The 24962-nt window shown below is 63.1% G+C and carries 24 protein-coding genes; 16 read left to right on the top strand and 8 right to left on the bottom strand.

The annotated features are described in order from the left end of the window. Positions 1 to 5 precede the first annotated feature (5 nt). Genes JQ628_RS13505 through aat form a run of 4 tightly spaced genes read left to right on the top strand, consistent with a single transcriptional unit; the run spans position 6 to position 3783 of the window. Complete coding sequence (locus JQ628_RS13505) at positions 6 to 1547, top strand: sensor histidine kinase (protein ID WP_212223051.1); 1542 nt, start codon at positions 6 to 8, stop codon at positions 1545 to 1547. After that, positions 1544 to 1984, top strand: a complete 441-nt coding sequence (locus tag JQ628_RS13500; RefSeq protein WP_212223050.1) for a response regulator — start codon at positions 1544 to 1546, stop codon at positions 1982 to 1984. Before JQ628_RS13505 ends, JQ628_RS13500 begins: the two co-directional genes overlap by 4 nt. Then, positions 1981 to 3069: a sensor histidine kinase gene (locus JQ628_RS13495; protein WP_212223049.1), complete on the top strand. Its 1089-nt coding sequence runs from the start codon at positions 1981 to 1983 to the stop codon at positions 3067 to 3069. The genes JQ628_RS13500 and JQ628_RS13495 overlap by 4 nt, the downstream gene beginning before the upstream one ends. Before the next feature lie 33 nt (positions 3070 to 3102). After that, positions 3103 to 3783, top strand: coding sequence for a leucyl/phenylalanyl-tRNA--protein transferase (aat, locus tag JQ628_RS13490; RefSeq protein ID WP_212223048.1), 681 nt, complete (start codon positions 3103 to 3105; stop codon positions 3781 to 3783). Here the strand turns inward: aat and JQ628_RS13485 are convergent. The 3 genes from JQ628_RS13485 to JQ628_RS13475 all read right to left on the bottom strand — a co-directional run bounded on the left by JQ628_RS13485 (position 3780) and on the right by JQ628_RS13475 (position 6526). Next, positions 3780 to 4163, bottom strand: coding sequence for a cupin domain-containing protein (locus tag JQ628_RS13485; RefSeq protein WP_212223047.1), 384 nt, complete (start codon positions 4161 to 4163; stop codon positions 3780 to 3782). The two genes, aat and JQ628_RS13485, sit on opposite strands and share 4 nt — an antisense overlap. Positions 4164 to 4208: 45 nt before the next feature. Then, complete coding sequence (locus JQ628_RS13480) at positions 4209 to 5441, bottom strand: ABC transporter substrate-binding protein (protein WP_212223046.1); 1233 nt, start codon at positions 5439 to 5441, stop codon at positions 4209 to 4211. 158 nt (positions 5442 to 5599) lie between these two features. Beyond that, positions 5600 to 6526 carry a LysR substrate-binding domain-containing protein gene (locus JQ628_RS13475; protein ID WP_212223045.1) on the bottom strand — a complete coding sequence of 309 codons (927 nt, stop codon included), beginning with the start codon at positions 6524 to 6526 and terminating at the stop codon, positions 5600 to 5602. A gap of 239 nt (positions 6527 to 6765) precedes the next feature. Between JQ628_RS13475 and JQ628_RS13470 the strand changes: the two genes are divergently transcribed. Beyond that, complete coding sequence (locus JQ628_RS13470; protein ID WP_349628059.1) at positions 6766 to 8133, top strand: amidase; 1368 nt, start codon at positions 6766 to 6768, stop codon at positions 8131 to 8133. A 334-nt stretch (positions 8134 to 8467) separates the two neighbouring features. Beyond that, positions 8468 to 9661 carry a hypothetical protein gene (locus JQ628_RS13465; RefSeq protein ID WP_212223044.1) on the top strand — a complete coding sequence of 398 codons (1194 nt, stop codon included), beginning with the start codon at positions 8468 to 8470 and terminating at the stop codon, positions 9659 to 9661. Between the two features lie 46 nt (positions 9662 to 9707). On the opposite strand, the gene JQ628_RS13460 is transcribed toward JQ628_RS13465, so the two are convergent. Next, positions 9708 to 10727, bottom strand: a complete 1020-nt coding sequence (locus tag JQ628_RS13460; protein WP_212223043.1) for a DUF2155 domain-containing protein — start codon at positions 10725 to 10727, stop codon at positions 9708 to 9710. Between the two features lie 227 nt (positions 10728 to 10954). Here JQ628_RS13460 and JQ628_RS13455 point away from each other — a divergent pair, with 227 nt between their 5' ends. The 5 genes from JQ628_RS13455 to JQ628_RS13435 all read left to right on the top strand — a co-directional run bounded on the left by JQ628_RS13455 (position 10955) and on the right by JQ628_RS13435 (position 15230). Further along, positions 10955 to 11731, top strand: a complete 777-nt coding sequence (locus JQ628_RS13455; RefSeq protein ID WP_212223042.1) for an SDR family NAD(P)-dependent oxidoreductase — start codon at positions 10955 to 10957, stop codon at positions 11729 to 11731. A 122-nt stretch (positions 11732 to 11853) separates the two neighbouring features. Further along, positions 11854 to 12798 carry an alpha/beta hydrolase gene (locus JQ628_RS13450; RefSeq protein ID WP_212223041.1) on the top strand — a complete coding sequence of 315 codons (945 nt, stop codon included), beginning with the start codon at positions 11854 to 11856 and terminating at the stop codon, positions 12796 to 12798. Between the two features lie 16 nt (positions 12799 to 12814). Continuing rightward, positions 12815 to 14023, top strand: coding sequence for a citrate transporter (locus tag JQ628_RS13445; RefSeq protein WP_212223040.1), 1209 nt, complete (start codon positions 12815 to 12817; stop codon positions 14021 to 14023). Positions 14024 to 14253: 230 nt separating this feature from the next. Continuing rightward, positions 14254 to 14550, top strand: a complete 297-nt coding sequence (locus JQ628_RS13440) for a hypothetical protein (RefSeq protein ID WP_212223039.1) — start codon at positions 14254 to 14256, stop codon at positions 14548 to 14550. 179 nt (positions 14551 to 14729) lie between these two features. Further along, on the top strand, positions 14730 to 15230 hold the full coding sequence (locus JQ628_RS13435; protein WP_212223038.1) for a hypothetical protein: 501 nt from the start codon (positions 14730 to 14732) through the stop codon (positions 15228 to 15230). A gap of 11 nt (positions 15231 to 15241) precedes the next feature. On the opposite strand, the gene JQ628_RS13430 is transcribed toward JQ628_RS13435, so the two are convergent. Continuing rightward, the gene (locus tag JQ628_RS13430) at positions 15242 to 16180 is read right to left on the bottom strand and encodes a GlxA family transcriptional regulator (RefSeq protein ID WP_212223037.1); all 939 of its coding nucleotides are present in this window, start codon (positions 16178 to 16180) and stop codon (positions 15242 to 15244) included. 203 nt (positions 16181 to 16383) lie between these two features. On the opposite strand from JQ628_RS13430, the gene JQ628_RS13425 reads away from it, so the two are divergent. Next, positions 16384 to 17085 carry a DJ-1/PfpI family protein gene (locus tag JQ628_RS13425; RefSeq protein WP_212223036.1) on the top strand — a complete coding sequence of 234 codons (702 nt, stop codon included), beginning with the start codon at positions 16384 to 16386 and terminating at the stop codon, positions 17083 to 17085. Between the two features lie 362 nt (positions 17086 to 17447). Here JQ628_RS13425 and JQ628_RS13420 read toward each other — a convergent pair whose 3' ends face one another. Next, positions 17448 to 17858, bottom strand: a complete 411-nt coding sequence (locus JQ628_RS13420) for an NADH:ubiquinone oxidoreductase subunit NDUFA12 (protein WP_212223035.1) — start codon at positions 17856 to 17858, stop codon at positions 17448 to 17450. A gap of 244 nt (positions 17859 to 18102) precedes the next feature. Between JQ628_RS13420 and JQ628_RS13415 the strand changes: the two genes are divergently transcribed. Beyond that, positions 18103 to 18798 (top strand): BA14K family protein, encoded by a 696-nt coding sequence (locus JQ628_RS13415; RefSeq protein WP_212223034.1) that lies wholly within the window; start codon positions 18103 to 18105, stop codon positions 18796 to 18798. A gap of 59 nt (positions 18799 to 18857) precedes the next feature. Here the strand turns inward: JQ628_RS13415 and JQ628_RS13410 are convergent, their stop codons facing one another. Then, positions 18858 to 19754 carry a DMT family transporter gene (locus tag JQ628_RS13410; protein ID WP_212223033.1) on the bottom strand — a complete coding sequence of 299 codons (897 nt, stop codon included), beginning with the start codon at positions 19752 to 19754 and terminating at the stop codon, positions 18858 to 18860. Positions 19755 to 20005: 251 nt separating this feature from the next. Between JQ628_RS13410 and JQ628_RS13405 the strand changes: the two genes are divergently transcribed. From JQ628_RS13405 to JQ628_RS13395, 3 genes are all read left to right on the top strand, one after another. Further along, a complete protein-coding gene (locus JQ628_RS13405; protein WP_212223162.1) occupies positions 20006 to 20413 on the top strand; it encodes a response regulator in 408 nt (135 codons plus the stop codon). Between the two features lie 13 nt (positions 20414 to 20426). After that, positions 20427 to 22679, top strand: coding sequence for a CHASE3 domain-containing protein (locus JQ628_RS13400; protein WP_212223032.1), 2253 nt, complete (start codon positions 20427 to 20429; stop codon positions 22677 to 22679). Between the two features lie 336 nt (positions 22680 to 23015). After that, on the top strand, positions 23016 to 24245 hold the full coding sequence (locus tag JQ628_RS13395; protein WP_212223031.1) for a cupin domain-containing protein: 1230 nt from the start codon (positions 23016 to 23018) through the stop codon (positions 24243 to 24245). 178 nt (positions 24246 to 24423) lie between these two features. Here JQ628_RS13395 and JQ628_RS13390 read toward each other — a convergent pair whose 3' ends face one another. Then, positions 24424 to 24828 (bottom strand): hypothetical protein, encoded by a 405-nt coding sequence (locus JQ628_RS13390; protein WP_212223030.1) that lies wholly within the window; start codon positions 24826 to 24828, stop codon positions 24424 to 24426. Positions 24829 to 24962: the final 134 nt, after the last annotated feature.

Here is a 24962-nt window from a genome sequence, read left to right as displayed (position 1 = left end):
CATCCATGAACTTGCAGAGGCTTGACGCTGCGCGCCGGCGCCACATCGGCCAAATCCTGCTGCTTGCGGCGGGATTTCTGGTGCTGGTAGCCATCAGCGTGGCTTCGGTCCTACTGGTCAATCGGGCGCGGGAAGACAGCGCTCTGGTCGTACATACCGTCGAAGTCGAGAACGCGATCAATGCGCTGCTCCTGGAAATCCGCCGCACCGAGAGCGCCGCGCGCGGCTACTTGCTGACCCGCGGGCCTGAATTCCTGGAGGATTACGAGCGGGCGATGACCGCGGTCGTTCCCGATCTTACGAAGCTGGTGAAGCTGACAGCCGACAATCCGGTGCAGACCGAACACGTCAGAAGATTGCGCGAAGCAATCGAGACGCGGCTTTCGCATTTTGCCCGAGAGATGGAGTTCGTAAAACAGGGTCAGTTTGCGAGCGCAAACGCCCTTGTGCGCGAAGCCGCCGCCAGCCCGACCAGCGCGACCATTCGCGACATCGGCGAAGCGATGCGCGTCGAAGAACACCGGCTGTTTGCTGTGCGAACCACCAACGCCGATCGAAGCCAGGTGCTGGCTTCCAGCGTCACCATCGCCGGGTCGAGCATGGTCATTGCGCTCGCAGCGCTTTCGGTGTTCCTGGTGCGCAGGTCATCGCGCATGCGCGACGAGGCCGAAGCGCGCCTGCGCGACAACAACGTCAATCTCGAAGCAACCATCGACGAACGCACCGCCGACCTTCGCGAGGCCAACGACGAGATCCAGCGCTTTGCCTACATCGTCAGCCACGATCTGCGCTCGCCGCTGGTCAATATCATGGGGTTCACCAGCGAACTGGAGGAATTGCGCGGCGACATCTTCAAGCGTATCGCGGCGCTTTCCCGCGCCGCCTCGCCTGAACCGCGGGCGCCGGAAAACGCCACCGACAGCGCCGAGCCGGTTCTCGACGGCACCGACAGGCAGCTCTCGGAGGACTTTGGCGAGGCGCTGGGCTTCATCAAGTCCTCGATCGGGAAGATGGATCGCCTGATCTCGGCGATCCTCAACCTCACGCGCGAGGGCCGGCGAGAATTCCAGCCGGAACGGATCGACACCAGGGAACTGATCGAAGCCATCGTCACCACCGTGGCGCATCAGGCCGCCGAGGCCGAGGCGCAAATCCGCATCGATCCGCTGCCCGACATCGTCAGCGACCGCCTTGCGCTGGAGCAGATCTTTTCCAATCTGATCGATAATGCACTCAAATACCTCAAGCCGGGGGTTCCCGGCGACATCCTGATCAAGGGCCGCACCAAGCTTGGCTTTGCGATCTTCGAAGTGACCGACAATGGCCGCGGCATCGATCCCAAGGATCATCAGCGCATCTTCGATTTGTTCCGCCGCGCCGGAACCCAGGACAAGCCCGGCCAGGGCATTGGCCTCGCACATGTACGGGCACTGGTGCGCCGGCTCGGTGGAACCATGTCGGTCGCGTCCGAGCTTGGCAGCGGAAGCACTTTCACGATAACGCTGCCGATCAATTGGGCAGCAACCAACCGGAACAAGGATACATGAGCAATCCCGTCACCATCATCATGATCGAGGACGACGAAGGCCACGCCCGGCTGATCGAGCGCAATATCCGGCGATCCGGCGTCAATAATGAGATCGTGGCGTTCAGCAATGGTACAGCCGCCACCGACTATCTGTTCGGAAAGGATGGGACCGCCACAGCCCGCAAGGGCGAGCCCCTGTTGATTCTGCTTGATTTGAACCTGCCGGACATGACCGGCATCGATATCCTCAAAAGGGTCAAGGAAAACCCCAACCTGAAGACGACGCCGGTCGTGGTTCTGACCACAACCGATGATTCTCAGGAGATAAAGCGCTGCTACGAGCTTGGTTGTAATGTCTACATCACCAAGCCCGTGAATTACGAAAGCTTTGCCAACGCCATCCGGCAACTCGGCCTGTTCTTCTCCGTCATCCAGGTTCCACCCGCAGCCCCATGACAGCAACCACGCCCACAGTCCTGTATATCGACGACGACGAGGCGCTCGCCCGCCTGGTCGAGCGCGGCCTGACGCGGTTTGGCCTGCGCGTCGTCCACGCGGCCAGCGGGCAGCAGGGGCTCGATCGTCTGGCGCAGGGCGGCATCGATGTCGTCGCGCTCGACCAGTACATGCCGGGACTCGACGGGCTGGAGACGCTGGAGCGGATCCTCGCGATCGCGGACGCACCGCCCGTGGTGTTCGTCACGGCCTCGCAGGATTCGGCGATCGCGGTCACCGCGCTGAAGGCCGGCGCCGCCGATTATCTGGTCAAGGATACGCAGGGCGAGTTCATCCCCCTGCTCCAGGTTGCCGTCAACGGCGCGCTGCGCCAGGCGCAGATCCAGAAGGCGCGCGACGAGGCCGAAGCCGAGGTGCATGCCTCGCGCGACCGCTACGCCGCGCTCGCCGCCGAGCGCGAGCTATTGTTGCGCGAGGTCAATCACCGCGTCGGCAACTCGCTACAGATCATTGCCTCGCTGCTGCATCTACAGGCGAGCACCGCCTCGCAGGACGAGGTCAAGGCTGCACTGACCAATGCGATGGGCCGCGTCGCCGCGGTCGCGCAGGTGCACCGCCGGCTCTATACCTCGCAAGACCTCAAGACCGTGCTGCTCAACCAGTATCTCGACGCGCTGCTCGAAGACCTCCGCCGTTCCGCCGAAGGCAACAAGATGTCGCGGCTGACGCTGAAGGCCGAGCCGATCGAGATCGATCCGGACCGGGCGGTCGCGATCGGCATCATCGTCAACGAGCTCGTCATGAACGCGGTGAAATACGCCTATCCCGACGGCGCCGGTCCCATCCATGTCGAGCTCAGCGCGCAAGGCAAGGATATCCTGCTGTCGATATCGGACGAAGGCGTCGGCCTTGCCGTCAAGGCCGACCCGCGTTCCACCGGCATGGGTCAGCGTATCGTCTCCGCGATGGCGCAGAAGCTGGAAGCCAGCGTCGACCGCGATCCCGCCCATAGCGGCACCCGCGTGCTCGTGCGCTTCAGCCGTATCGCCGCCACGCCGAAATCGGCGAATGCGGCGGCTGGCTAGCGCGGACCATCGCCGCCCTGCTATCCTGCCGCCATGACGTCCCGCGACTCCGCCTCTGCCGAAATCACGCCCGAAGTGCTGCTGCGCGCCTATGCCTGCGGCATCTTCCCGATGGCCGAGAGCGTCGACGATCCCTCGCTGTTCTGGGTCGAGCCGGAGATGCGGGGCGTGATTCCGCTCGACGGCTTTCGCATTGCCTCGCGCCTGGCCCGCACCGTGCGGTCGGACGAGTTCACCGTCACCGCCAACACCGCCTTCAAGGCGGTGATCGCAGGCTGCGCCGCGCCGGCCGAGGGCCGCGAGGACACCTGGATCAACAGGCGCATCCGCGACCTCTATAGCGGGCTGCACGAGCTCGGCCATTGCCACAGCATCGAGGCTTGGCAGGACGGCAATCTCGTCGGCGGATTATACGGCGTCAGCCTGGGACGCGCCTTCTTCGGCGAGAGCATGTTCCACACCGCGCGCGATGCCTCGAAGGTCGCGCTGGTGCATCTGGTGGCGCGGCTGATCGCCGGCGGTTTTGAGCTGCTCGACACCCAATACGTCACCGAGCATCTGCGCACTTTCGGGGCCGTCGAGATCCCGCGCCGCCGCTATCGCGTCCTGCTCGACCGCGCCATCGCAGGCGAGCCCGCCGATTTCCTGAAATTGCCGCCCGCGCAGCCCCTCAGCGGCGTGCGCGCGCTCGAGCTCGTGGCGGAAAGAAACTAATCCAGACTGACGTGGCGCGGGTTTTCCTCGTAGGGCGGAGAGTAAATAACGAGCACGCGCGTCGTACCTTCGCTGGTAACGACGAACGAATGTTTCGCTTTGGCTGGAAAGAAGCAGCAGTCGCCCGGCTCCATGTCGAACGCCGCATCGTTTACCGTGACGTGCGCGCGGCCTTCCAGCAAATAGCAGACCTGCTCGAGTTCGGGGTGCGCATGAGGGAGCGCTCCCGGACCGCGCTCCATGACGCCCAGCACCACTTCCAGGTTCCGGGCCCCGACATTGTCTCGGCCGATCAACCGGGAATTCACGGTGTGATGATGGTTCGCGGGTGAATAGCCCTTCACCGCTCCAGCTTTAACCAGATACTTTTCGACGCTCATGTCTTGCTCCAGGACGAAGGACCATCAGGGATCAAGCGCGAGGGGTTAGCTCTTCTTGAGCAAGGGACACTGACTTTCGCTTGCGGGCCGAAACGCCTCCTCCGCGGGAACCTTGGCGATCAGCTTGTAGTAATCCCAATCATACTTGCTTTCCTGGGGCGCCTTGACCTGCATCAGAAACAGATCGTGGATCATCAGCCCATCGTCCCGGATCTTCCCGCCCTTGGTATAGAAATCGTTGATCGGCATCTTCTTCATCGAGGCCATCACCGTGTCGGCATCGAGCGAGCCCGTCGCCTTGACGTTGTTGAGATAGTGCATGATTGCGGAATAGTTCGCCGCATGCACCATGGTCGGCATCTTCCCCACGCGCGCGAAGTACCGCTTCGACCAGGCGCGGGTTTCATCATTCATGTCCCAATAAAAGGACGTCGTGAAGGTGAGCCCCTGCGCCAGATTGAGGCCCAGCGCATGCGTATCCGAGATGAAGTAGAGCATGCCGGCCAGGGTCTGCTTGCCGCCCCGGGTGATTCCGTACTCGCTGGCCGTCCTGATCGAGTTCACGGTATCGCTGCTCGCATTCGCAAGTGCGATCACCTTTGCTCCCGAAGCCTGAGCAGCCAGAATAAACGACGAGAAATCCGCGGTTCCCGCGGGATGGCGCACCGCACCGAGTACTTTTCCGCCACCTTCCTTCACAAAGGCCTCGACGTCTTTCTGGGTCGTGTGACCGAATGTGTAGTCCGCCGTCACGAAGAACCAGCTATCGCCGCCGGTTTTCAGGATCGCCTTGGTTGTCGCCTTGGCCAGGGCGTAGGAATCGAAGTTGTATTGCAACGTGTATGGGTTGCAGAATTTTCCATTGATGTCGGAAGACGATGCATTCACCGGAAAGGCGAGCTTCTTTCGCTCGTTGGCCAGCGACATCACAGCCAGCGAATTGCCGGAGCCGACGATGTCGGTAATGACCTCGACATCCTCGGTGTCGTACCAGCGGCGGGCGATGTTCGATGCGATGTCGGGTTTGTTCTGGTGATCGGCGCTGACCACTTCGATCGGCCGTCCAAGAACGTTTCCGCCGAAATCTTCCACGGCCATCTTGACGGCTTCCACGGCGCCCTTGCCGGAAATATCGGCGTTGTAGCCGGACATATCGCCGAGCACGCCGATCTTGATCGGCTTTGCATTCGCGGTTTGCGCTTGTGCGGAGGTGATTGAAAGGACACCGAATGCCGCGAGCCAAAGCCAGAGAGCGGTTTCGCCAAGTCGTCCCGTCATGGTTCGTTTCCTTCCTCAGCGGTCTTCTGCCGCCTGCTTTGCCACCGATGAATCGCCCGCGGTGGCCAGATCACCGATCGGCAGTATCGTCCGCGGGATTCGATTGTTTCAATGCGCCAGTTTGATTTTTTCAATAGGTTTAACTTATCGATGCGTTCTCACCGATGTGGCGCGGCAAACCGCCGGACATTTTGCGCAAAGGCACGCGCCGCGGGCGATGGCTCGCTGCGACGGAAGGCAACCGCCAACTCGGCGTATATTGGCTTGCCGACGATCTGCTTGAACCGCACGTCCGGCAGTTGAATGCACTTCACGGACTGCGGGACCAGCGCCACGCCCAACCCGATCGAGACCATGCTTGTGATGGTGACGAAATCCCTCACCTGCGGCCCCAGCCGGGGGAAAAATCCGGCGGCCTGGCAAGCCTGCGTTGTGTACTTGTGAAAGCTGACGCCCGGCGGGTGACGCGGCGTGATGAAGATATCGGAGTTGAACGCCGCCAGCGGGACGCGTTCACGCGAGGCGAGCGGGTGAGTTGACGGTATCGCAATCGACAGGCGCTCTTGCAGGACTTCAACACTGGTTATCCCGACCGGCAATGGCACTGGCGGGCGGATAAAGCAGATATCCAGCTTTCCGTTGCTGATCTGGCTGAGCTGCTCCAGCATCTCCATCTCGGAGATCTGGAGCTCGACATCCGGATAATCCTCGCGAAACTTGTTGATGACCCTGGTCAGGATGCCGGTGTACGCGGCCGATCCGACATAGCCAACGGCGATCCGGCCAACTTCACCCCGCCCCGCCTGCCGCGTGGCGAGGAGAGCCATTTCCGACTGGGCAATCGTCTTCCGCGCCTCGCTCGCCAAAATCTCGCCAGCCAGCGTCAGTTGTACGGCGCGCTTTGTTCGATCGAACAGCGGCGTTCCGACTATTCGCTCCAGCGCCTGAATCTGCTGGCTTAGACCTGGTTGAGCGATACCCAGACGTTCGGCAGCACGCCCGAAATGCATCTCCTCCGCGGTGACCAGGAAATAGCGGAGGTGCCGTAACTCCATATTGCCGACTAATCCTTGTCTGGCTCGCATGGCACCTCACCTCCCGATAATTCATAATTCTCATTTATGAAATTTTGTAACTTGGCATATTTGACCTATCAATATCGCCGCGCGTATGCCCGCCATGTGCGCTTTGGCTGCTCAATCTGCGCGCAAGCAAGCTTCTGCCGGATTTGAAAAATGTGGGTGATGCACGCTATTAACGCGGCGCGGCAGTTTTCCGACGAAGAACAAGAAGGCTTCGTCCAACAAAAAGAGGGGCGCGCCCGGTGAGTAATCTATCGCAAATGACGGTGGCCGAGATCACGAAGCAGTTTGCGTCCGGCAATCTGTCGGCCGTCGAACTCGTCGACAGCTATCTCGCCAATATCGAGCGCAGCGATACATTCAATCACGCCTATATCGACGTGTACTCCCGGGAAGCGCGGATGGCGGCAGAAGCCGCGGATCTGGCCAGACGCTCGGGTCATTCGCTCGGGGCTTTCCACGGCCTGCCCTTCGGGTTGAAGGACATCGTCGACGTAAAGGGAAAAATCACAACAGGCGGCTCGATGGCCTGGCGTGAACGCGTATCCACCGCCACGGCGTCATTTGTTCAGCGCCTTGTCGGCAGCGGCCTCATCATCCTCGGCAAGACCCACACCGTCGAGTTCGCATTTGGCGCGTGGGGCACCAACCAGCATCTGGGCGCGCCTCGAAATCCATGGGACCGCAAACAACACAGGACGCCGGGCGGATCGAGCAGCGGCTCCGCGGTCGCCGTCGCAACGCGCATGGCGCCGTGGGCCGTCGGCAGCGACACCGGAGGATCGATCCGCATTCCCTCATCCTTTTGCGGGCTGACGGGTCTGAAGACCACGGTCGGAGTCGTGGCCACTGATAACGTCATCCCGCTCAGCACAACGCTTGATACAATCGGGCCGATTGCGCGCTCGGCAGAGGATGCCGCCCTGATATTCGACTTGCTGCGCTCCCCGAGCGAGCGTCAGCGCTCGCGACGGCTTCTTCGGCAAGGCAGCCTGAAGGGCCTGCGATTTGGGATGATCTCGGACGTCGAACGCGCGGTCGTCACCGAAGGGGTTTTGCGTGCCTACGATCAATCGTTGCGCGAGTTGGAAGCGCTGGGCGCCGAAATTGCCGCGGTTCCTGACATGCCCGACCTTTCCGTCTTTACGGAGATGGCTTCCGCCATGCTCGCCATGGAGGGTTATTCGTTCAAGCCTGACATGATCGACGATGACAGCGTCCCCCTGGACGAGCAGGTCCGCGGCCGCTTTCGTGCCGGACGAAAGCTGTTCGGCGGCGACTATCTGGCCCTGCTGCGCGAGCGCGAGCGATCAAGAGCCACATTCGACAAGGCGCTCGAAGGCTTCGACGCCTATCTGACCCCGACAACTCCGACGACGGCAATCCCGGTGTCCGAGGTCGAAACCACAAAATTCAATCCGGGCCATTTCACGCGCCCGGTGAATCTCATGGAGCGATGTGCCGTGGCCGTGCCGAACGGCATGTCCGAGGGATTGCCGACGTCGCTACAGATCATCTGCGCCGGCCATGAGGACGACCTCGCGTTGGATATCGCACGCGCGTTCCAAACGGCGACGCAATGGCATCTGGCTCAGCCGGAAGGCGTTTGATCTCGGAGCTTGATATAAGAGAATTGGGGCTGGCGCGAACTTATGGATCGGGGATCGAAATCATTTACCAAATGGCCGGTGCACGCGTGCTGGCCATTTGTTCGCTCCAGCGTTGCGGCCCTTGTCTGATATGCTGGCACGACCGTCTCGCCGCATAAGGTCGCCATAGATGCCGGAACGTCCGCCCTTCGATCTACCCAAGACCCAAGCACTTCTTGTCGAACGCGAGCAGCGTCCTGGCATACCGAGGCCCTCGCCTCCACCTCACCCGAATGCCAGCATCCCCCTGTTCAGCGACGACCCCCGCGTGTGGCTGTCCTCGGAATTCGTCTCGTTGTCGGACTATCTTCGTTTTGATCCGCCGCTGGTCGTGTACGAGGGCGCGGGCTGGCCGCTCGGGGTGCGGCCTGGCCGAGACTCTGGCGAACAGGTCGCCATGTCAGGCATGAGCGATGGGTATTTCGACTACGACGTCAGGTGCGCCCTGACGCTGCCGAGGCGCTATGCTGGGCTCGACTTCCGTCCGCCGCCTCGCCGGGAGATGGCGAATTTTCGGATTCGGCATGTCGGACGGTGGGACGGCGAACCATCTCGATTTGCCGAAATCGTCACTGGCTTGGCGCGGTTTCCGGAGCGCCGCGTTCCCGGCTACAAGTACCACGCGGCTTACGCGCTAACGCCGTTCAGCATTATCGGCCAGACCTGGTGCGAGCGTGATGCGTCTCAACCCGCCTACATCGTCGATACGCAAATCGCGTTCTTCTACACGTTCGAGACGCTGATTCAGGAATGCTATATCGCCGACGCGAAGCGAACGGATGCGAGTACCGCGGACATCCTCGCCGCTTATGAGCATCGATACGCCAACACGAGATCGCAGCCGAATTGGCTGCTCCGTGATCCGACCAAGCTGAAGCTTGCGCGGTACGCCAATCCGTCGATTGACTGGGACAATATCCGAGCGCTGCCGGAGAACCGCATCATAGGCGGCGGAACTCAGGGCCGGCAGGCGCGCAACCAACGCCAATTTCTCTTCCTCAGCCGACTGCAGACCCATCTCATGGTAGCGATTGCCGTCGCCTGTCAGGGCCTCGGCAATTTTGCCAGCGGCCGTGTCCGGTCCGCGCTGGCCCGCACGATGAATGTCCCACCCGACGCTGACGCACTCTCCCCACACTGGCTTGGGCACATGATCGGTAGCTACGATCATGCGGCGGAATGCGCCGACCTGCTCCTCGGTCTCGCACGTTACTACGAGCAAGATCTCTCGTCGGAGCAGTTGCGCGGTATACCCATTCCGCCTTTTCGATCTCCTGGGAGCGAACCGGACTTGTGGTCGGTCCCTTCGGGACGGCCTTACCTCGATGGGTGCACCACCGGCGACGCTTACGACGCCTATCGCTGGAACCTGTTCGATCCGTCATTGGATGACGAGTCGGTGATCCGGTGGGGCCGAGAAGCCTTTGAATGGGTCGAGCGTTCCGATGGTAAGGTGCCGCCAGGTATCAAGCGCCATTCAAGCTCGTGATAGAGAGGCTCGGATCGAACCTCACAGGGGCAGAGCGGCGCTTGTCCTAATTCCCGAACAGCCCGCCGAACAATCCACCCGGCCGCTGTTGCGGCGGTGGAGGCGGCGGCGCTTGCGGCTGCTGCTGGTATCCCGGCGGCGGCAGCGGACGGGGCGCAGCCTGCTGCTTCGGCGGCGGACGCTTTTGTTGCGCCGGCGGAGGCGGCGGTTTTGGCGCTTCGGGCGCTGCGCTGACGATGGTCTGGTCGGGCCCCTTACAATCGGTCAGCCAGATGTCGTAGACGGGATGCTCGACGCCATGCAGGCCGGGGCTCGCCGCATACATCCAGCCGGAAAAGATCCGCTTCACCTCGCCCTGTAGCGTGATCTCGTCGACCTCGACGAAGGCGTCGGTATTGGCCGCTTCGGTCGACGGGCGCGTGTAGCAGGCGCTGGTCTTCACCCGCAGCGCGCCGAACTGCACGGTCTCGCCGATATCCTCGTCGAAATTGATGATGCGGCCGGTGATCTTGTCGAGCCCGGAGAAGGTCGCCTTCTTGTTGGTGATCTTGGTCGCCGGCGGCTCGGTGACGACCTCATCGCCCGGCTGCAAGGTGGCCGGCGATTGCGGCACGTTCGCTTGCCCTGGCGCGCCCCTCGGTTGGCGCTGGCCCGGCGCCACACCCGGCAGCGGCTGGGCGCCCGGCGGCGTCGTGACACCGGGCGGTGCGTTGGCGACATTGGGATCGCGCGGCTGCGGCGGTGCGACCGCAATCCCCGGCTGGGTATTTTGCTGACTCCCCGGCGGCGGCGGTAGCGGCTGCGACTGGTAGGCGCCGGGCGGCGGCGCGCCTCCCCCCGGCGGCGGACGGCTGGGCAGTAGGCGGCCGCGCGGCAGTTCCGGCACCTCCTCGTCGTCGTCGGGCACCTGCTGCGGCGGCTGCTGGCCGCGCGGAATCGCGCCGGGCGGACGCAGCGGGGGATCGGAGAAGATATTGCCGATCTGCGCCTGCGCCGGGGGCGCAGCCGCGATCACAAGGGCGGCCACAAAAGCCGCAAGAACAGTCGGCGCAATGGTTCGAAACATCTCGCGGCTTTAGCAGGCGAATCGGGCTCGCGACATCTTACCTTTATCGGCCGCTCGCGTGTCCTCCGGTTAACACGCCAAATAGGGCGGGGAAAGGGCGGTTTCCTGCGGCCTGGGGCCTCTGGCCACGGCCGTTCCCAGATGAAATAGTCCATTTTGGAACGCGCGGTCCCGCCGCGTCGGCACAATCCGGATGCAACCGGAAGAAACAGGGGAAACACTGAAAAATGCCCGATCGGATCAGGCTGGACGGCAAGGTCGCCGTCGTCACGGGTGCTGCCGGGGTCATCGGCAGCGCCACCATCCGCCTTCTCGCCGAACGCGGCGCCCGCATCGTCGCGGTCGACCGACGCGGCGCCGACCTGAAGACCGCCGTCAAGGATCTCCCCGCCTCCGCCGAGGCGCTGACCGTCGAGGCCGACGTTACGCGTGAAGACGAGGTCGCCGACTATGTCCGCGCCGCCGTCGACAAGTTCGGCACCGTCGACGTGTTCTACAACAACGCCGGCATCGAGGGCGACATCAAGCCGATCTGGGAATATTCGCTGGAGAGTTTTCGCAAAGTCATCGACGTCAACGTCGTCGGCGTCTTCCTCGGCATGAAGCATGTGCTGCCGGTGATGCTGAAGCAGAACAAGGGCAGCATCATCAACACCGCCTCGATCGCCGGCCTGATGGGCTCGCCGAAGATCGCGGTCTACAGCGCCAGCAAGCACGCCGTGATCGGGCTGACCAAAACCGCATCGTGGGAATGCACCGGCACCGGCGTGCGGGTCAATTGCGTTTGCCCCGGCATGATCGACAGCCGCATGCTCTCGACGATTCTACAGGGCCGCAGCGGCGGCAACGAGCCGCCGCCGATGGACAGGATCGTCGACCGCATTCCGGCGCGCCGGCTCGGCCAGGCCTCCGAGGCCGCGATCGTCGCGTTCCTCGCCTCCGACGATGCCAGCTACGTCTCCGGCTCGCATTACACCGTCGATGGCGGCCGCACCGCTGCGTAGCAATGTCCTTCCGGGGCGATGCGCAGCATCGAACTATGGTGCGCACTTGCTCACCTGAGAACCTCGAGATTCCGGGTCTGCGCTGCGCGCATCCCGGAATGACAACGTCAGAAAGGTTATCGATGCCCGTCGTTCTCGATCCCGATTCCATTGCCGTCTACAAGGCATTCCAGGAGGCCGGCCGTCCGCCGTTCGAAACCGTGACGCCGGCAGAAGCGCGCGAGCTTTACCTCGCCGGCCGCGTCGCCACCAATCCGGAGCCGCCCGAGCTTGAATCGGCAAAGCCGCTTGCGATCCCCGCCCCGCATGGATCGGTCCCCGCGCGCATCTATACGCCGAGGACGTTGCGCAAGACGGACGGCCTCTCGCCGTGCCTGGTGTTCTTCCACGGCGGCGGCTGGGTGATCGGCAATCTCGATTCCCACGACGTGGTGTGCCGCAAGCTCGCCCATGAAGGCGAGCTGATCGTGATCTCCGTCGACTATCGCCTCGCGCCCGAGCACAAATATCCCGCCGCGGTCGAAGACAGCATCGCCGCCACCCAATGGGTGGCCGACAATGCCAAACAGCTCGGCATCGACCCCGCGCGGCTGATGGTCGGCGGCGACAGCGCCGGCGGCAATCTCGCTGCCGTCGTTGCACTCGCGGCGCGCGATGGCGACGGGCCGAAGCTTGCGGGCCAGCTTCTGATCTATCCCGCTACCGATTTCGCGATGAACACGCCCTCGCATTCGGAAGCAGAGACAAGCCTCCTTCTCACGCATTCCGTCATCAAGTGGTTCAAGAACCATTATCTCGGCGATGCCGATGGGACCGACTGGCGCGCCTCGCCCGCGCGCGCGAAAACGCTTGCCCGATTGCCGCCGGCCTATGTGCTGGTCGCGGGCGGCGATCCGCTGCGCGACGAGGGTAATGATTATGCGGAGAAGCTGAAGGCCGCTGGCGTGCCGGTCACCTACCGCTTCTTCCCCGGTCAGTTCCATGGTTTCTTCACCATGGGCAGACTGCTCAATCAGGCGAATATCGCCGTCACCGAGATCAGCGCCTGGCTTAAAGCGTTGAACTGAATCTACCGGAGCGGCCGTGCTGCTGTTTGGAATTCCCGTCGACTTCATCCTGTTCGCGCTGACGCTGCTCGGCGTCGCGCTGTTCCATCACCACACGCTGCCGGTCGCGCTGACGGGGCTAGCTGCGATCGTCGTCTACAAGCTGATCTTCACCGGCTTCAAATACGGCGCCGGCGTTGCCGGCCTCGGCCATCACATGGCGCATGAATGGGTGACGCTGGCGAACCTGTTCTTGCTGCTGATGGGCTTTGCACTGCTGTCGCGGCACTTTGAGGAAAGCCGCATTCCCGACGAGATGCCGGCCTTGCTGCCCGACGACTGGAAGGGCGGCCTCGCGCTGCTGGTGCTCGTATTCGTGCTGTCGAGCTTTCTCGACAATATCGCGGCCGCCCTGATCGGCGGCACGGTGGCGCGGCATGTGTTCAAGGGCAACGTCCATATCGGCTATCTCGCCGCGATCGTCGCGGCCTCCAATGCCGGCGGCTCCGGCAGCGTGGTCGGCGACACCACCACCACCATGATGTGGATCGCGGGCGTCAGTCCCCTCGCCGTGGTCGAAGCGTATGTCGCGGCCGTCATCGCGATGCTGGTGTTCGCGGTGCCCGCCTCGCTCCAGCAGCACCGGTTTTCGCCCATCGTCAAAAACCCGCAGAGCGGATTGAAGATCGATACGGTGCGCGTCTTCATCGTCGCCGCTATTCTCGTCGCCGCACTCGCGGCCAACATCACCGCCAATCTGAAATTCCCTGATCTGCTCGACACCGTGCCCGTTCTCGGGCTTGCGGTGTGGGCGGTCATTCTTCTCACCGCAGGCCTGCGAGCGCCGGACTGGAAGGTGATGCCGGAGACCTTCAAGGGTACCGTGTTCCTGCTCGCGCTGGTGACGGCGGCCTCGATGATGCCGGTCGAAAAGCTTCCCGCGCCGTCCTGGCAAACCGCACTCGGCCTCGGCTTCGTCTCGGCGGTGTTCGACAACATCCCGCTCACCGCGCTCGCGCTGAAGCAGGGCGGCTATGACTGGGGCTATCTCGCCTACGCCGTCGGCTTCGGCGGCTCGATGATCTGGTTCGGCTCGTCCGCCGGCGTTGCGCTATCGAACATGTATCCCGAAGCCAAATCGGTCGGACGCTGGCTCGCCCATGGTTGGCCGATCGCGGTCGCCTATGTCGTCGGATTCTTCGTGATGCTCGTCATACTCGGATGGCATCCTGATAAACCGCACTGACGGATCAGATTCTCGTGCGCAATCAAACGCGCGCTGCGTCGCACGGGTTCAATTCTGTCAATCCGTTCATCTTCGTTTCCATTAAACGTTTGTAACTTCAGGGAGATTCACGCTGCTGCGTGATTGCTCGCACATTCTTTCGTTCGCGCGTCGCTCATCCTGTGCGTACTCGCTGATCGAGTGCCGACAATGGTGTCGTCACCGCAGCGGCAAACAGAGGGATGATTACCATGAAGACCATCATTGCTGCTTCGCTGGTTCTGGCCGTAACGTCAGGCGCCGCCTTCGCCGGCACGCCGTGGATCGACGCGCGGCAGAACGCCCAGTCGTACCGTATCGTCAAGGGCATGCAATCCGGCCGACTGACCTGGAACGAGACCGCGAAACTGGCTCAGGGTCAGGCCCGCGTGCAGAACCTGGAGAACCAAGCCAAGGCCGACGGCGTCGTTACGCCCTACGAACGCGCGCGCATCCACACAGCGCAGAGCATCCAGAGCGCACGCATCTTCATTAAGAAGCACAACTGAATAAGCGCGCGGGTCGACACGCGTGACTCACGACGGCGATGGCCGGTTAGCACCGGCCATTTTCACCGCGGCCATCGGCGCCGCGCGTCAACGGCCGCAGCGTTCTCTGGAATCGGGTGGCTCCGGTGCGTCCAACTTGCAAATTTCAGCGCAACCATATCTGCAACTGGAGATGCCACATGAAATCCGAAATCAAGGCTGTTCGACAGGAAGCGAGCGGAACCCGAAATCCATTCGGTGTGATGGACGTGCCCGATCCCGATGACACTGAGGTCATGCAGTTCGCCGGCAAAACGACGCTGCAAGGATTGGCAAGTGACGCCAACGCCGCCATCTGGTGCACGGTAGCTGCGATCCGGCCGTCGAACTCGATCGAAGGCGATTGGTCGAGCCGCTGGAACGGCGCGGCTGACCCCACCATTCCCGGCGATGCTGCCGACAAATGGAAACAGGGCCGCGGCGAAGCGAAAATTCTAGAAGACCGCGTCTATCTCTATTTCGACTGGAGTTCCGGCGCGCGCAAAGGACTGATCGATGCAAGACGCCTGGGCTTACGGCTGGTCGGAAAGTACATCAATCTCACCAGCCCGGCGATCAGCCGTCCCTGGGTAGGCCTGATCGTGGACGAGCGGCGCATCGATGGCCGCTTTCCGGAGGGACGGCTGGATTTCCGCAGATAGAGAGCCTGGCGCTAGCTCGCCCGCGCCGCACGCCGCAGCGACTGCGGCGGCTGGCCGAAGGCGCGGATGAAGGCGCGCCGCATCCGTTCGGGGTCGCGAAAGCCGGTGATCTCGGCCACGCGCTCGATAGCCTCGCTCGACGATTGCACGCGCTGGCGCGCCACTTCGATGCGCAGCCGCTCCACCGCTTTCGACGGCGTGGTGCCGGTCTCCGCGATGAAGGCGCGGGTAAAATGCCGCGAGCTCATGCCGGCCCATTCGGCCATGTCTTCCACCGTCAGCGGCGCATCAAGATTTTCGCGCGCCCAGGCGAGCAACGGTCCGAACCGCCCCGTCGGCGCCTTCAGTTCGAGCAGCGAGGAGAACTGCGACTGCCCGCCGGAACGGCGGTGATAGAGCACGAGCTGCCGCGCGGTCTTCTGCGCGATCTCGTCGCCGTAATCCTCGGCCACCATCGCGAGCGCCAGATCGATGCCGGCGGTGATGCCGGCCGATGTCCAGATATCGCCGTCGCGCACATAGATGCGGTCGGCCTCGAGTTTTACGTCCGGATAGGCTTTGACGAAATGGCCGGTGCGCTGCCAGTGCGTGGTGGCGCGACGGCCGTCGAGCAGGCCGGCCTCCGCCAGCACATAGGCGCCGGAGCACACGCTCGCGACCCGCACGCCGCGCCTCGCCAAGCCGCGCACGAAGGCCAGCGTCTTCGGACAGGCGGCAGCCGTGCGCACGCCCTCGCCGCCCGCGATGACAAGCGTGGTGATGGCGCCCGAGGGGCGCAAACCGCGCGCGAGCATCTCGACGCTCGATGAGCTGCGCACCGGCCCCGGCGTCACCGCCATCACCTTGATAGCGGGATCGGTCCCCGAGAAGCGCGCACCGATCTCGAACACCGAGATCGGCCCCGCCGCATCCAGCAACTGGAAATTCGGAAAGATCAGCACGCCTATCATTTGCTTGCTCATGTCCTGAAATGAGGGAAATATGGCATTTCGGACGGAAGGGCATCATGCGATGATGGTTCTGTCAACAGGCAAGTCGTCATGCCCGGACTTGATCCGGGCATCCATCCTCTTCGCAAGAATCATTTTGCGAAGCGGATGGATTGCCGGGTCATGCCCGGCAATGACGAGACATCGCAAATCGGAGATCAAAAATGTCGGCGCCGCTCCAGATCGGTATCGTGCTGTTTCCCCGCGTGACCCAGCTTGATTTCACCGGCCCCTTGCAGGTGTTTTCCAGCGTGCCGGATGCGCAGGTGCATCTGGTCTGGAAGCGGATCGAGCCGGTGCCGAGCGACTCCGTGCTGACGATCACGCCAACCGTCAGTTTTGCCGAGTGCCCGCAGCTCGACGTGATCTGCGTGCCCGGCGGGTTGGGCACCGACGATGCGATCAACGACGAGGAGATCCTCGCCTTTCTGCGCAAGCAGGCGGACGGGGCGAAGTACATCACCTCGGTCTGCACCGGCTCGCTGGTGCTCGGCGCCGCTGGCCTGCTCAAAGGCTATCGCGCCGCCACCCACTGGACTGCGATGGATTTCCTCTCCGCCTTCGGCGCGATCCCGACCAAGGAGCGGGTGTGCGTCGACCGCAACCGCATCACCGGCGGCGGCGTCACGGCCGGGATCGACTTTGCGCTGACGCTGGTGTCGCAGCTGCGCGACCGCCGGACCGCGGAAGCGATTCAGCTGCGCCTCGAATACAATCCCGCCCCGCCGTTCAATTCCGGTTCGCCGGATACGGCATCGCCGGAAATCCTGGCAGCATTCAGGGAACGAATCGCTCCGGCGCAAGCGCGCCGCGCGGAGAAGATCGGCCGCGCCGGCGCACGGCTGACCGCAGCCGCGGCAAAATGATCGCACAACAGAAAAAGGCCGCCCGGTTTCCCAGGCGGCCTTTCCTGTCTCACGGCGGCCACACATTAGCGGGGCGATCTCAGAACTTCTGCACCGGGGGCCTATCTCCCGGCCGTATCCTGATCGGTAGCCGCTGCAAATCGGGACAGTCGCGACTGGAGCCCGACACCGACGCGATGGTTTCCCATCTCCGTAAGATGGGACTATTGAGCCTCATTCCCGCGAAACGCGCAACGACGGCGTCGTGCGCGTCCCCGCTGTTCCCGTTGTTCACAGGCAATCGCGACGCAACATCGATTTCGCTTGCACGATCGAAATAGCGCTATGCTGCTGAGAACTTCGAGCGTCCTTCGAGAAGCGAGCTAGCTGCCCGGCGTCCAGGCCTGATAATCGCCTGTCGCCTTCGGGCGACGGCCGCTCGCCAGCGTCGAGCCGGAGGGCCGATAGGCCTGCGGCGTGCCGGTCATGTTCGGCACATGCGGCTTTTCCCATTCGCGCGGCGTGTAATTCTGCTCGGTCGGCGGGACGTCGACGGTGTGATGGATCCAGCCATGCCATTCCGGCGGGATGCGCGAGGCTTCCGCATAGCCGTTATAGATCACCCAGCGCCGCTCGAAGCCGAGCGTCGGGTCGATCGCGCCGCCCTTGGTGCGGTAGTAGCGGTTGCCCTGCCCGTCTTCGCCGACCAGTTCGCCGAACCGCCACGTCCACAATTGCGTGCCAAAAGTCTGGCCGTTCCACCAGGTGAAGAATTTCAGCAAAAATTGTTTCATCTGATCTCGGCCGGTTCGGGAGGCATTGCCAGAAACGTGCGGCTCTGATGCCACCCCGCGTCAAACTTGTCCAGACGGGTCACGCTGGCGTGAAGGCGGCGAATGCCGTGGAATCGGCGCAATCCGTTCATGCCGCATACAGTTGCAGGTTGAAAACCTCCGCTCGCGCACAATTCGTGCGCGGCTCAGGAACGACTGCCCGCTCAACGGGTTGGGCCTCAGGTTTCCGGAGATGGAGTTGAAGATGATCAATCTGAAGATTTTGAGCGCAGCGGCTGCGATCGCGCTGGTCCTGCCGCTGGTGACACCAGATAGCAGCTTTGCGCAAGCACCTGCCGGCGGAGGCAGCCGTGCCGGCGGCGCACCCGTAGGTGGCGGCGGCGGCGCGGCCATGGGCGGTGGCGGTGGCTTCCGCGGCGGTGGCGGCGGGGCCGCCATCGGAGGTGGCGGAGGTTTTCGTGGCGGCGGCGCAGCGATGGCGCCCGGTGGCGGAGGCGGTTTTCGTGGTGGCGGCCCGGCGATGGCGCCCGGTGGAGGCGGCTTCCGCGGCGGTGGTGTCGCAGCGACCGGCCGCAGCCCGATCGTTGCACCGTCAGGCCCGCGCTATGCGGGTAGCCCGACCACTGGCGTAACCGGTGGCCCACGCTGGGCCGGCGGCAATTGGGCCGGGCGCGGCAATTGGCATGGCCGCCATCATCATCGCGGCAGCGGCTTCTGGCCCGGTGTTGCGATCGGAGCCGGGATCGGCAGCAGCTACGCCTATTACGGGTCGGGCTACGATCCCTACTACTATGATGACAGCTACTACTACGACGACAGCACGGTAGCCGTGGCTCCCGAAGGCGGCGACGCATCCTACTGTGCGCAGCGGTACCGCTCTTATGATCCCGCGTCGGGAACCTACCTAGGTTATGACGGACAGCGGCACCCCTGCCCGTAACCGTCAGCGATAGAGCGAGTTCGAACAAAGGGCGGCGCCTGAGCGCCGCCCTTTTTCAATCAGGAGCGCAGCGCCACCGCGACGCCGCCGAGCGTCACCGCAAGCGCCGTCACTTCGCGAAAACCCAGCGGCTCGTGCAGCATGGCGGCAGCCGCCAGCACGCCCACTACCGGAACCAGCAAAGTGCCGATCGAGGCGGTCGCCGCCGGCAGCCGTTCCAGCGCGGCGAACCAGCAGACGTAACACAGACAGAACTGGATCAGCGTCATGTAGATCATCGACGCCCATCCGGTCGCTGACAGCGCCGAAAGCTGCGGTTGTTCGACCGCAAGCCCGACGATCGCAATCGGCACGCAGCCGATGGCGATCTGCCACGCCGCCAGCGACAGCGGCGGCATCTTGAGCGGAAAATGTTTGGTCAGCACCGTACCGAGCGCGACGCCGACCGCCCCGATCAGCGCACACAACAGGCCCGGCAGTTTTTCGACGCTGGCATCGATGCCGTTGCCGCCGATCAGCACCACGATACCTGCCAGAGCTACCGTCAGCGCGGCCGCGCGCAGAACGGAGAGTCGTTCACCGAGGATCGGCCAGGCCAGAAACGCCACCCAGACAGGAATGGAAATGCCGAGTATCGCCGCTTCACTGGCGCTCAGCCACAGCAGCGCCAGCCCCATGAAGGCGATCCAGCTTCCGATCGTCAGGACCGACACCAACACCAGCCGCAGCCGCATGTCCTTGGGCACCGCGAGGCTTTGCCGCCGTGCAAGCGCAACCAGCGCCAGCCCCGCAGCGCCCACGATGCCGCAGAGCCCGCGCGAGGAGAGCGGCGGCCACTCGGAAAGCAGATGCTTCATGATGGGAAAGTTGAGGCCCCAGCCGATCGAGGCCACGCCCAGGAATGCAAGGCCGAGCGGTGAGATCCGGGCGCGGCCCGCGTTGGGAACAACAGTCATGCGACCGATTTGCTTTTCCGGGAAAACAATAGGTGCTGGGATGCCAGCAAACAGGTGAATGTGCAGCCGTTCCAGCACAGCTACAGGCAAATCGTCACCAGGCAAACAGACAATGCACCCTAGCGTGCAGACACCTGTTCCCGACTCACCTCCAACTCTTTTCGATTGAAAAAACAAATCCTCTGGCGAAAGCTGTCGTTCGCGAAAACTTCGGCTTTTCTCCCGAATCGCGGGTCGTGAAGGACGCTATTTTGCCGCGTGTGCTTGTGGTCGATGATGACCCGATGGTGTGCATCGCCATCGAGGTCTGTCTGCAACGGCAAGGCCTGGAAGTCACCATTGCGGATGGTGGTGAAGCGGGCATGCGCGAGCTTGCATCCGCCACCTTCGATGTGATGCTGGTCGACATCTTCATGCCCCATATGCGCGGCTTCGAGTCGATCCGCGTATTCCATGAGCGCGCGCCCGACATTCCGCTGATCGCGATGTCGGGCTATGCCTTCGCCAACGCAGACACGGCCTCTCCCGATTTCCTGCGCATGACGCTCGAGCTCGGCGCCACGCACTGCCTGCGCAAGCCGTTCACGCCGAAGGCGCTGCTGGCCGCCGTCAACGACTGCCTCAACAAACCGACAATGGGCGCCCATTCCAAGCAATAACAACAACAGGCCGATGCCGTCGCAGCGTTTGATCCTTGGAGCAAGTCTCGCGATTCTGCTTGTCATCAGCGCTGCCGCGATCGGGCTCGATCTCAAATCGCGCTCCGACCAGGCCGCAGTCAATCATTCGGTGACCGGGCTGAAATATATCTCGGATCTGCGCCTGTTGATCCGCCGCGCCGAGAGCGCTTCGCGCGGCTTCGCGCTCACCGGCGATCCCGCCTTCACGAGAGAATTCAACGAGAGCGCCGAGGCGATCCCGCCGGCGTTCTCCAGACTGCTCGAACATATCAGTGATTTTACCGCCGAGAGCGCGGTGATCGAGGAAACGCGCAAGCTGACCGAACGCCGGCTTGCCGTCAGCCGCGAACTGATCCGCCTTCATGCCGCGGGCGATGCGGCGGGCGTCGCGGCCCTGATCGCGAGGGCGGAGGGCCGTACCGTCACCGATGCGATCGGCGTCAATTTCGACAAGGCCATCGCCGAGGAGCAGGCGCGGCTCGCCGACCAGTCCGCGCAGTCGAGGGCGAGCGGCCGTTTCCTGCTCGCGGTCGACCTCGCCGGCGTCGTCACCATCCTGGTGCTCGCGGTCGTCCTGATGAAACTGACCCGGCGCTCCAACCGGGCGCTTGCGGATTCCCTCAGCGCCAGCATGGCCAGCAACGAAGCGCTCGAGGCGGCGGTCGCGGAACGAACGGAACATCTGGTCGCTGCCCATGAGGAACTGCGGCTCTCCGCGGCGGTACTACGCAGCACCTTCCACAGCATGGGCGAGGCCGTGCTCGTCATCGATACCGGCGGCGAAGTCCTGCTCGCCAATCCGGCCGCCGAGAAAATGCTGCGCTACCGTCCCGGCATGAACATCACGAAGTTGCGCGCGCTGAGCACGGTCTTTCATGCCGACGGCGTCACGCCGGCCGCGCCGGACGAACTGCCCGCAACGCGCGCGCTGCGCGGCGAGGAGTTCGACGATTTCGAGATGATCGTCCGCCCCCGCAGCGGCGCCGACGCCGTCCATCTCGTGATCAGCGGCCGTCCGCTGCGCGATACCGCGGGCGCGATCAGCGGCGCGGCGCTGGTCTATCACGACATCTCGGCCTCGCGCGAAACCGAGCGCAAGCTCCAGCAGTCGCAGAAGCTCGACGCGATCGGAAAGCTCACCGGCGGCGTCGCGCATGATTTCAACAACATGCTCACCGTCATCACCGGCACCACCGAGACGCTGGTGGCCGGACTTTCCGACAAGCCGCATTTGCGGCACACCGCCGCGCTGATCGACCAGGCGGCACAGCGCTGCACCGAGCTGATCCAGCACCTGCTCGCCTTTGCGCGCCGCCAGCCGCTACAGCCGCGCAATGTCGACGTCAACGGCACCATCACCGACGTCGCAAAGCTGCTCAAGCCGACGCTCGGCGAGCAGATCGAGATCATCACGGCGCTGGACAAGCAGGTCGGCTTCTCCCATGTCGACCCCTCGCAGCTTGCCAACTCCGTGCTCAATCTCGCGATCAATTCGCGCGATGCGATGCCGAACGGCGGCAAGCTGCTGCTGGAAACCCGCAACGTCGAGCTCGATGCCGACTATGTCGAAGCCAATCCGGACGTAGCGCCGGGCAGCTACGTCCTGATTGCGGTCAGCGACACCGGGAGCGGCATGCCGCAATCGGTGCAGGACAAGGCGTTCGAGCCGTTCTTCACCACCAAGGAAACCGGCAAGGGCAGCGGGCTCGGTCTTTCCATGGTCTATGGCTTTGCCACCCAGTCCGGCGGGCACGTGCGCATCTACAGCGAGGAAGGCCAGGGCACGACGGTCAAGCTCTATCTGCCGCCCGCGGCCGGCGACATCGAGACCGCCGCCGCGCCCGCCATCGCGCCGGCCACGGGTTCGGAGACTATTCTGGTAGTGGAGGACGACACGCTGGTGCGCAATTTCGTCACCACGCAACTGCAAGGCCTCGGCTACAAGACCGTCGCCGCGGCCGACGGCCCTGCCGCGCTGGCGCATGTCAAAAACGGCGAGAGCTTCGATCTGTTGTTCACCGACGTCGTCATGCCCGGCGGCATGAGCGGCCGCCAGCTCGCCGACGAGGTGCAGAAGCTGCGTCCCGGCATGAAGGTGCTCTACACCTCAGGCTACACCGACAGCGCGATCATGCACCACGGCCGCCTCGAGAAAGGCGTGCTGCTGCTGACGAAGCCGTATCGCAAGGCGCAACTGGCGCAGATGGTACGGCAGGCGCTGGGCAATCAGGATGTGAGTACATAAATCGGGGGTCGCCGGTAGACGACCGCTTCGGTCCACATTCCGGACTCGAGCGGACACCACAACATGTCTGTAAGGGGCCAGCAGAGACCCATGCGCCGCAGCAAAATAGCGCTAGCCTTGCAGGCCCAATTTGTTGCGCCACACGTCTTCCATCAGGCGATCCCTCACGGCAATTTGTGCGCCAAATATGGATTGTACGGTTTGCTCAGCCAGCTGTGATGAGCACATCAGAGCCAAGGGCGTCGCGCGTTCTTCGGCGTCTGCGCAATACCACCAACACTGCCTTCTCCCTGTCGATCTTATGCAATTGGAAGGCTCTCAAGACGAGATAACATCATGAAGCCAATTTCACGTCGCGATATCGTTGCCGTCGGTGCTACTGGCGGACTTCTGGCCGCAACCTCCGCGGCGATGGGGCAGACGGGCCCGCAGTTGCCGCAACCCAATCGCGCTCTGGGTCTTGGCGGAACCGACCCAGGCCCACGCGATCTCGCGCGCGACCGAGAAAATCCCGACATGCTCAATCCGCCTTCGACGGACCAGGGCACGCTGCCGAACCTGCGTTTTTCTTTTGCGGATGCGCATACACGCCAGACCGACGGCGGCTGGACGCGGCAGGTCACTCAGCGCGAGCTCGGCATCTCCACGACTCTGGCCGGCGTCGAAATGCGGTTGAACGCCGGCAGTATCCGCGAACTGCATTGGCACAAGCAGGCCGAATGGGCCTATATGCTTTACGGCACCGCCCGCATCACCGCGATTGACCAGGGAGGCAATAATTTCGTCGACGACGTGGGCGTCGGTGACCTTTGGTATTTCCCAGGCGGGGTGCCGCATTCGATCCAGGGATTAGGTCCCGACGGCTGCCAATTCCTGCTGGTCTTCGACGACGGATCGTTCGACGAAGATGACACCTTCCTCATCACCGACTGGTTCAAGCACATACCCCAAGAGGTGCTGGGCAAGAACTTCGGCGTCCCCAGCGACAACTTTGCGCATCTGCCCGATCCGAGCCGGCGCTACATCTTCAAATCCGACGTACCGGGGCCACTCGGTCCCGACAAGCTGATGGGCGCCGAGCCCGTGCCGCAAACCTTCAAGCATCGGCTCATGACGCAAGAACCGATCCGAACCAAAGGCGGAACTGTGCGTATCGCCGATTCGAGCGTATTCAAAGCGTCGAAAACGGTCGCCGCAGCTTTGGTCGAAGTCGAGCCGGGCGGCGCGCGCGAACTGCATTGGCATCCCAATGTAGATGAATGGCAATACTACATCGAAGGGCAAGGGCGCATGGGTGTGTTCGGCGCTCAAGGAACAGCGCGCACATTCGACTATCGGGCCGGTGATGTCGGCTACGTCCCGTTCGCAATGGGCCATTACATCGAAAACACTGGTAACACCCCTTTGCGCTTCCTGGAAATGTTTAGAAGCAGCTACTTCGCGGATCTATCACTCAACCAGTGGATGGCGCTGACGCCGCCGCAGTTACTCCAAGCGCACTTTCCTCTTGACCAGACGGTGATGCAGAATTTGCACAAGAAGAAGTATCCGATCGTGACCGCCTGAGCGCCGTGATGCGGCGCGCCGCCACCGCAGTTCCGAGGGTGGCAGGCCGCGGCGTCTCAACTATGCTGATCGCCTTCGCTCGCATCCTTTATGTCACTAAGCCAATGGGTCAAGGCGCCGGAAGGACGCAAGCAACACGCGGCACCGAGAACGGCGACTGCGTCACCGCCGTCACCGTTCAGCGCGAGCGCAGCGGATGCTTCGGAAGACGTTCGGGATCGAACGGCGGCAGCGGCCGGCTCGCCTTTGGCTCGGAAGAAACCTCTTCGCTGCGGATCAGCGTGCCTTCGAGCACCATGCCGGGCACTTCGTCCGCCGTGGCAACGTAGCTCGCGACCTTGCCGATGCAAATTCCCTCAATGCGCAGCGTGAGATTGTCCACGCCGAACACCGTTGCATGTCCTTCCGAGTGCCGCGTGGTCCTGAGAATTCCCCTGAAGCGGTTGCCGTCGACCTCGTAGGTGCCGTCATAGTTCATGATGCTGTCGCTGCCGGTGAGCTTGCCGTCCTGGATGTGCGCGACGCCGGCGCCCTGGTTCAGGGGTGTCGTGTAATACGCTACATAGGTGCCGTTCTTGAGCATGTCGCAAAGCCAACCCGATTTTGAAAAGCTGAGCTTCGCCTGACGATGCTAAGGCCGCCTTAACAGCGAACCCAGAGTTGTCGGGTACCATCGCAACACCCGGAATGGAACTCGGCGCGCACACGAAAAAAGGC

It is taken from the genome of Bradyrhizobium lablabi, assembly GCF_018129385.1.
In the GTDB taxonomy this organism is placed as follows: domain Bacteria; phylum Pseudomonadota; class Alphaproteobacteria; order Rhizobiales; family Xanthobacteraceae; genus Bradyrhizobium; species Bradyrhizobium lablabi_C.
The sequence above is the reverse complement of the archived record's forward strand: the minus strand, read 5'-3'. Positions and strand labels throughout refer to the sequence as shown.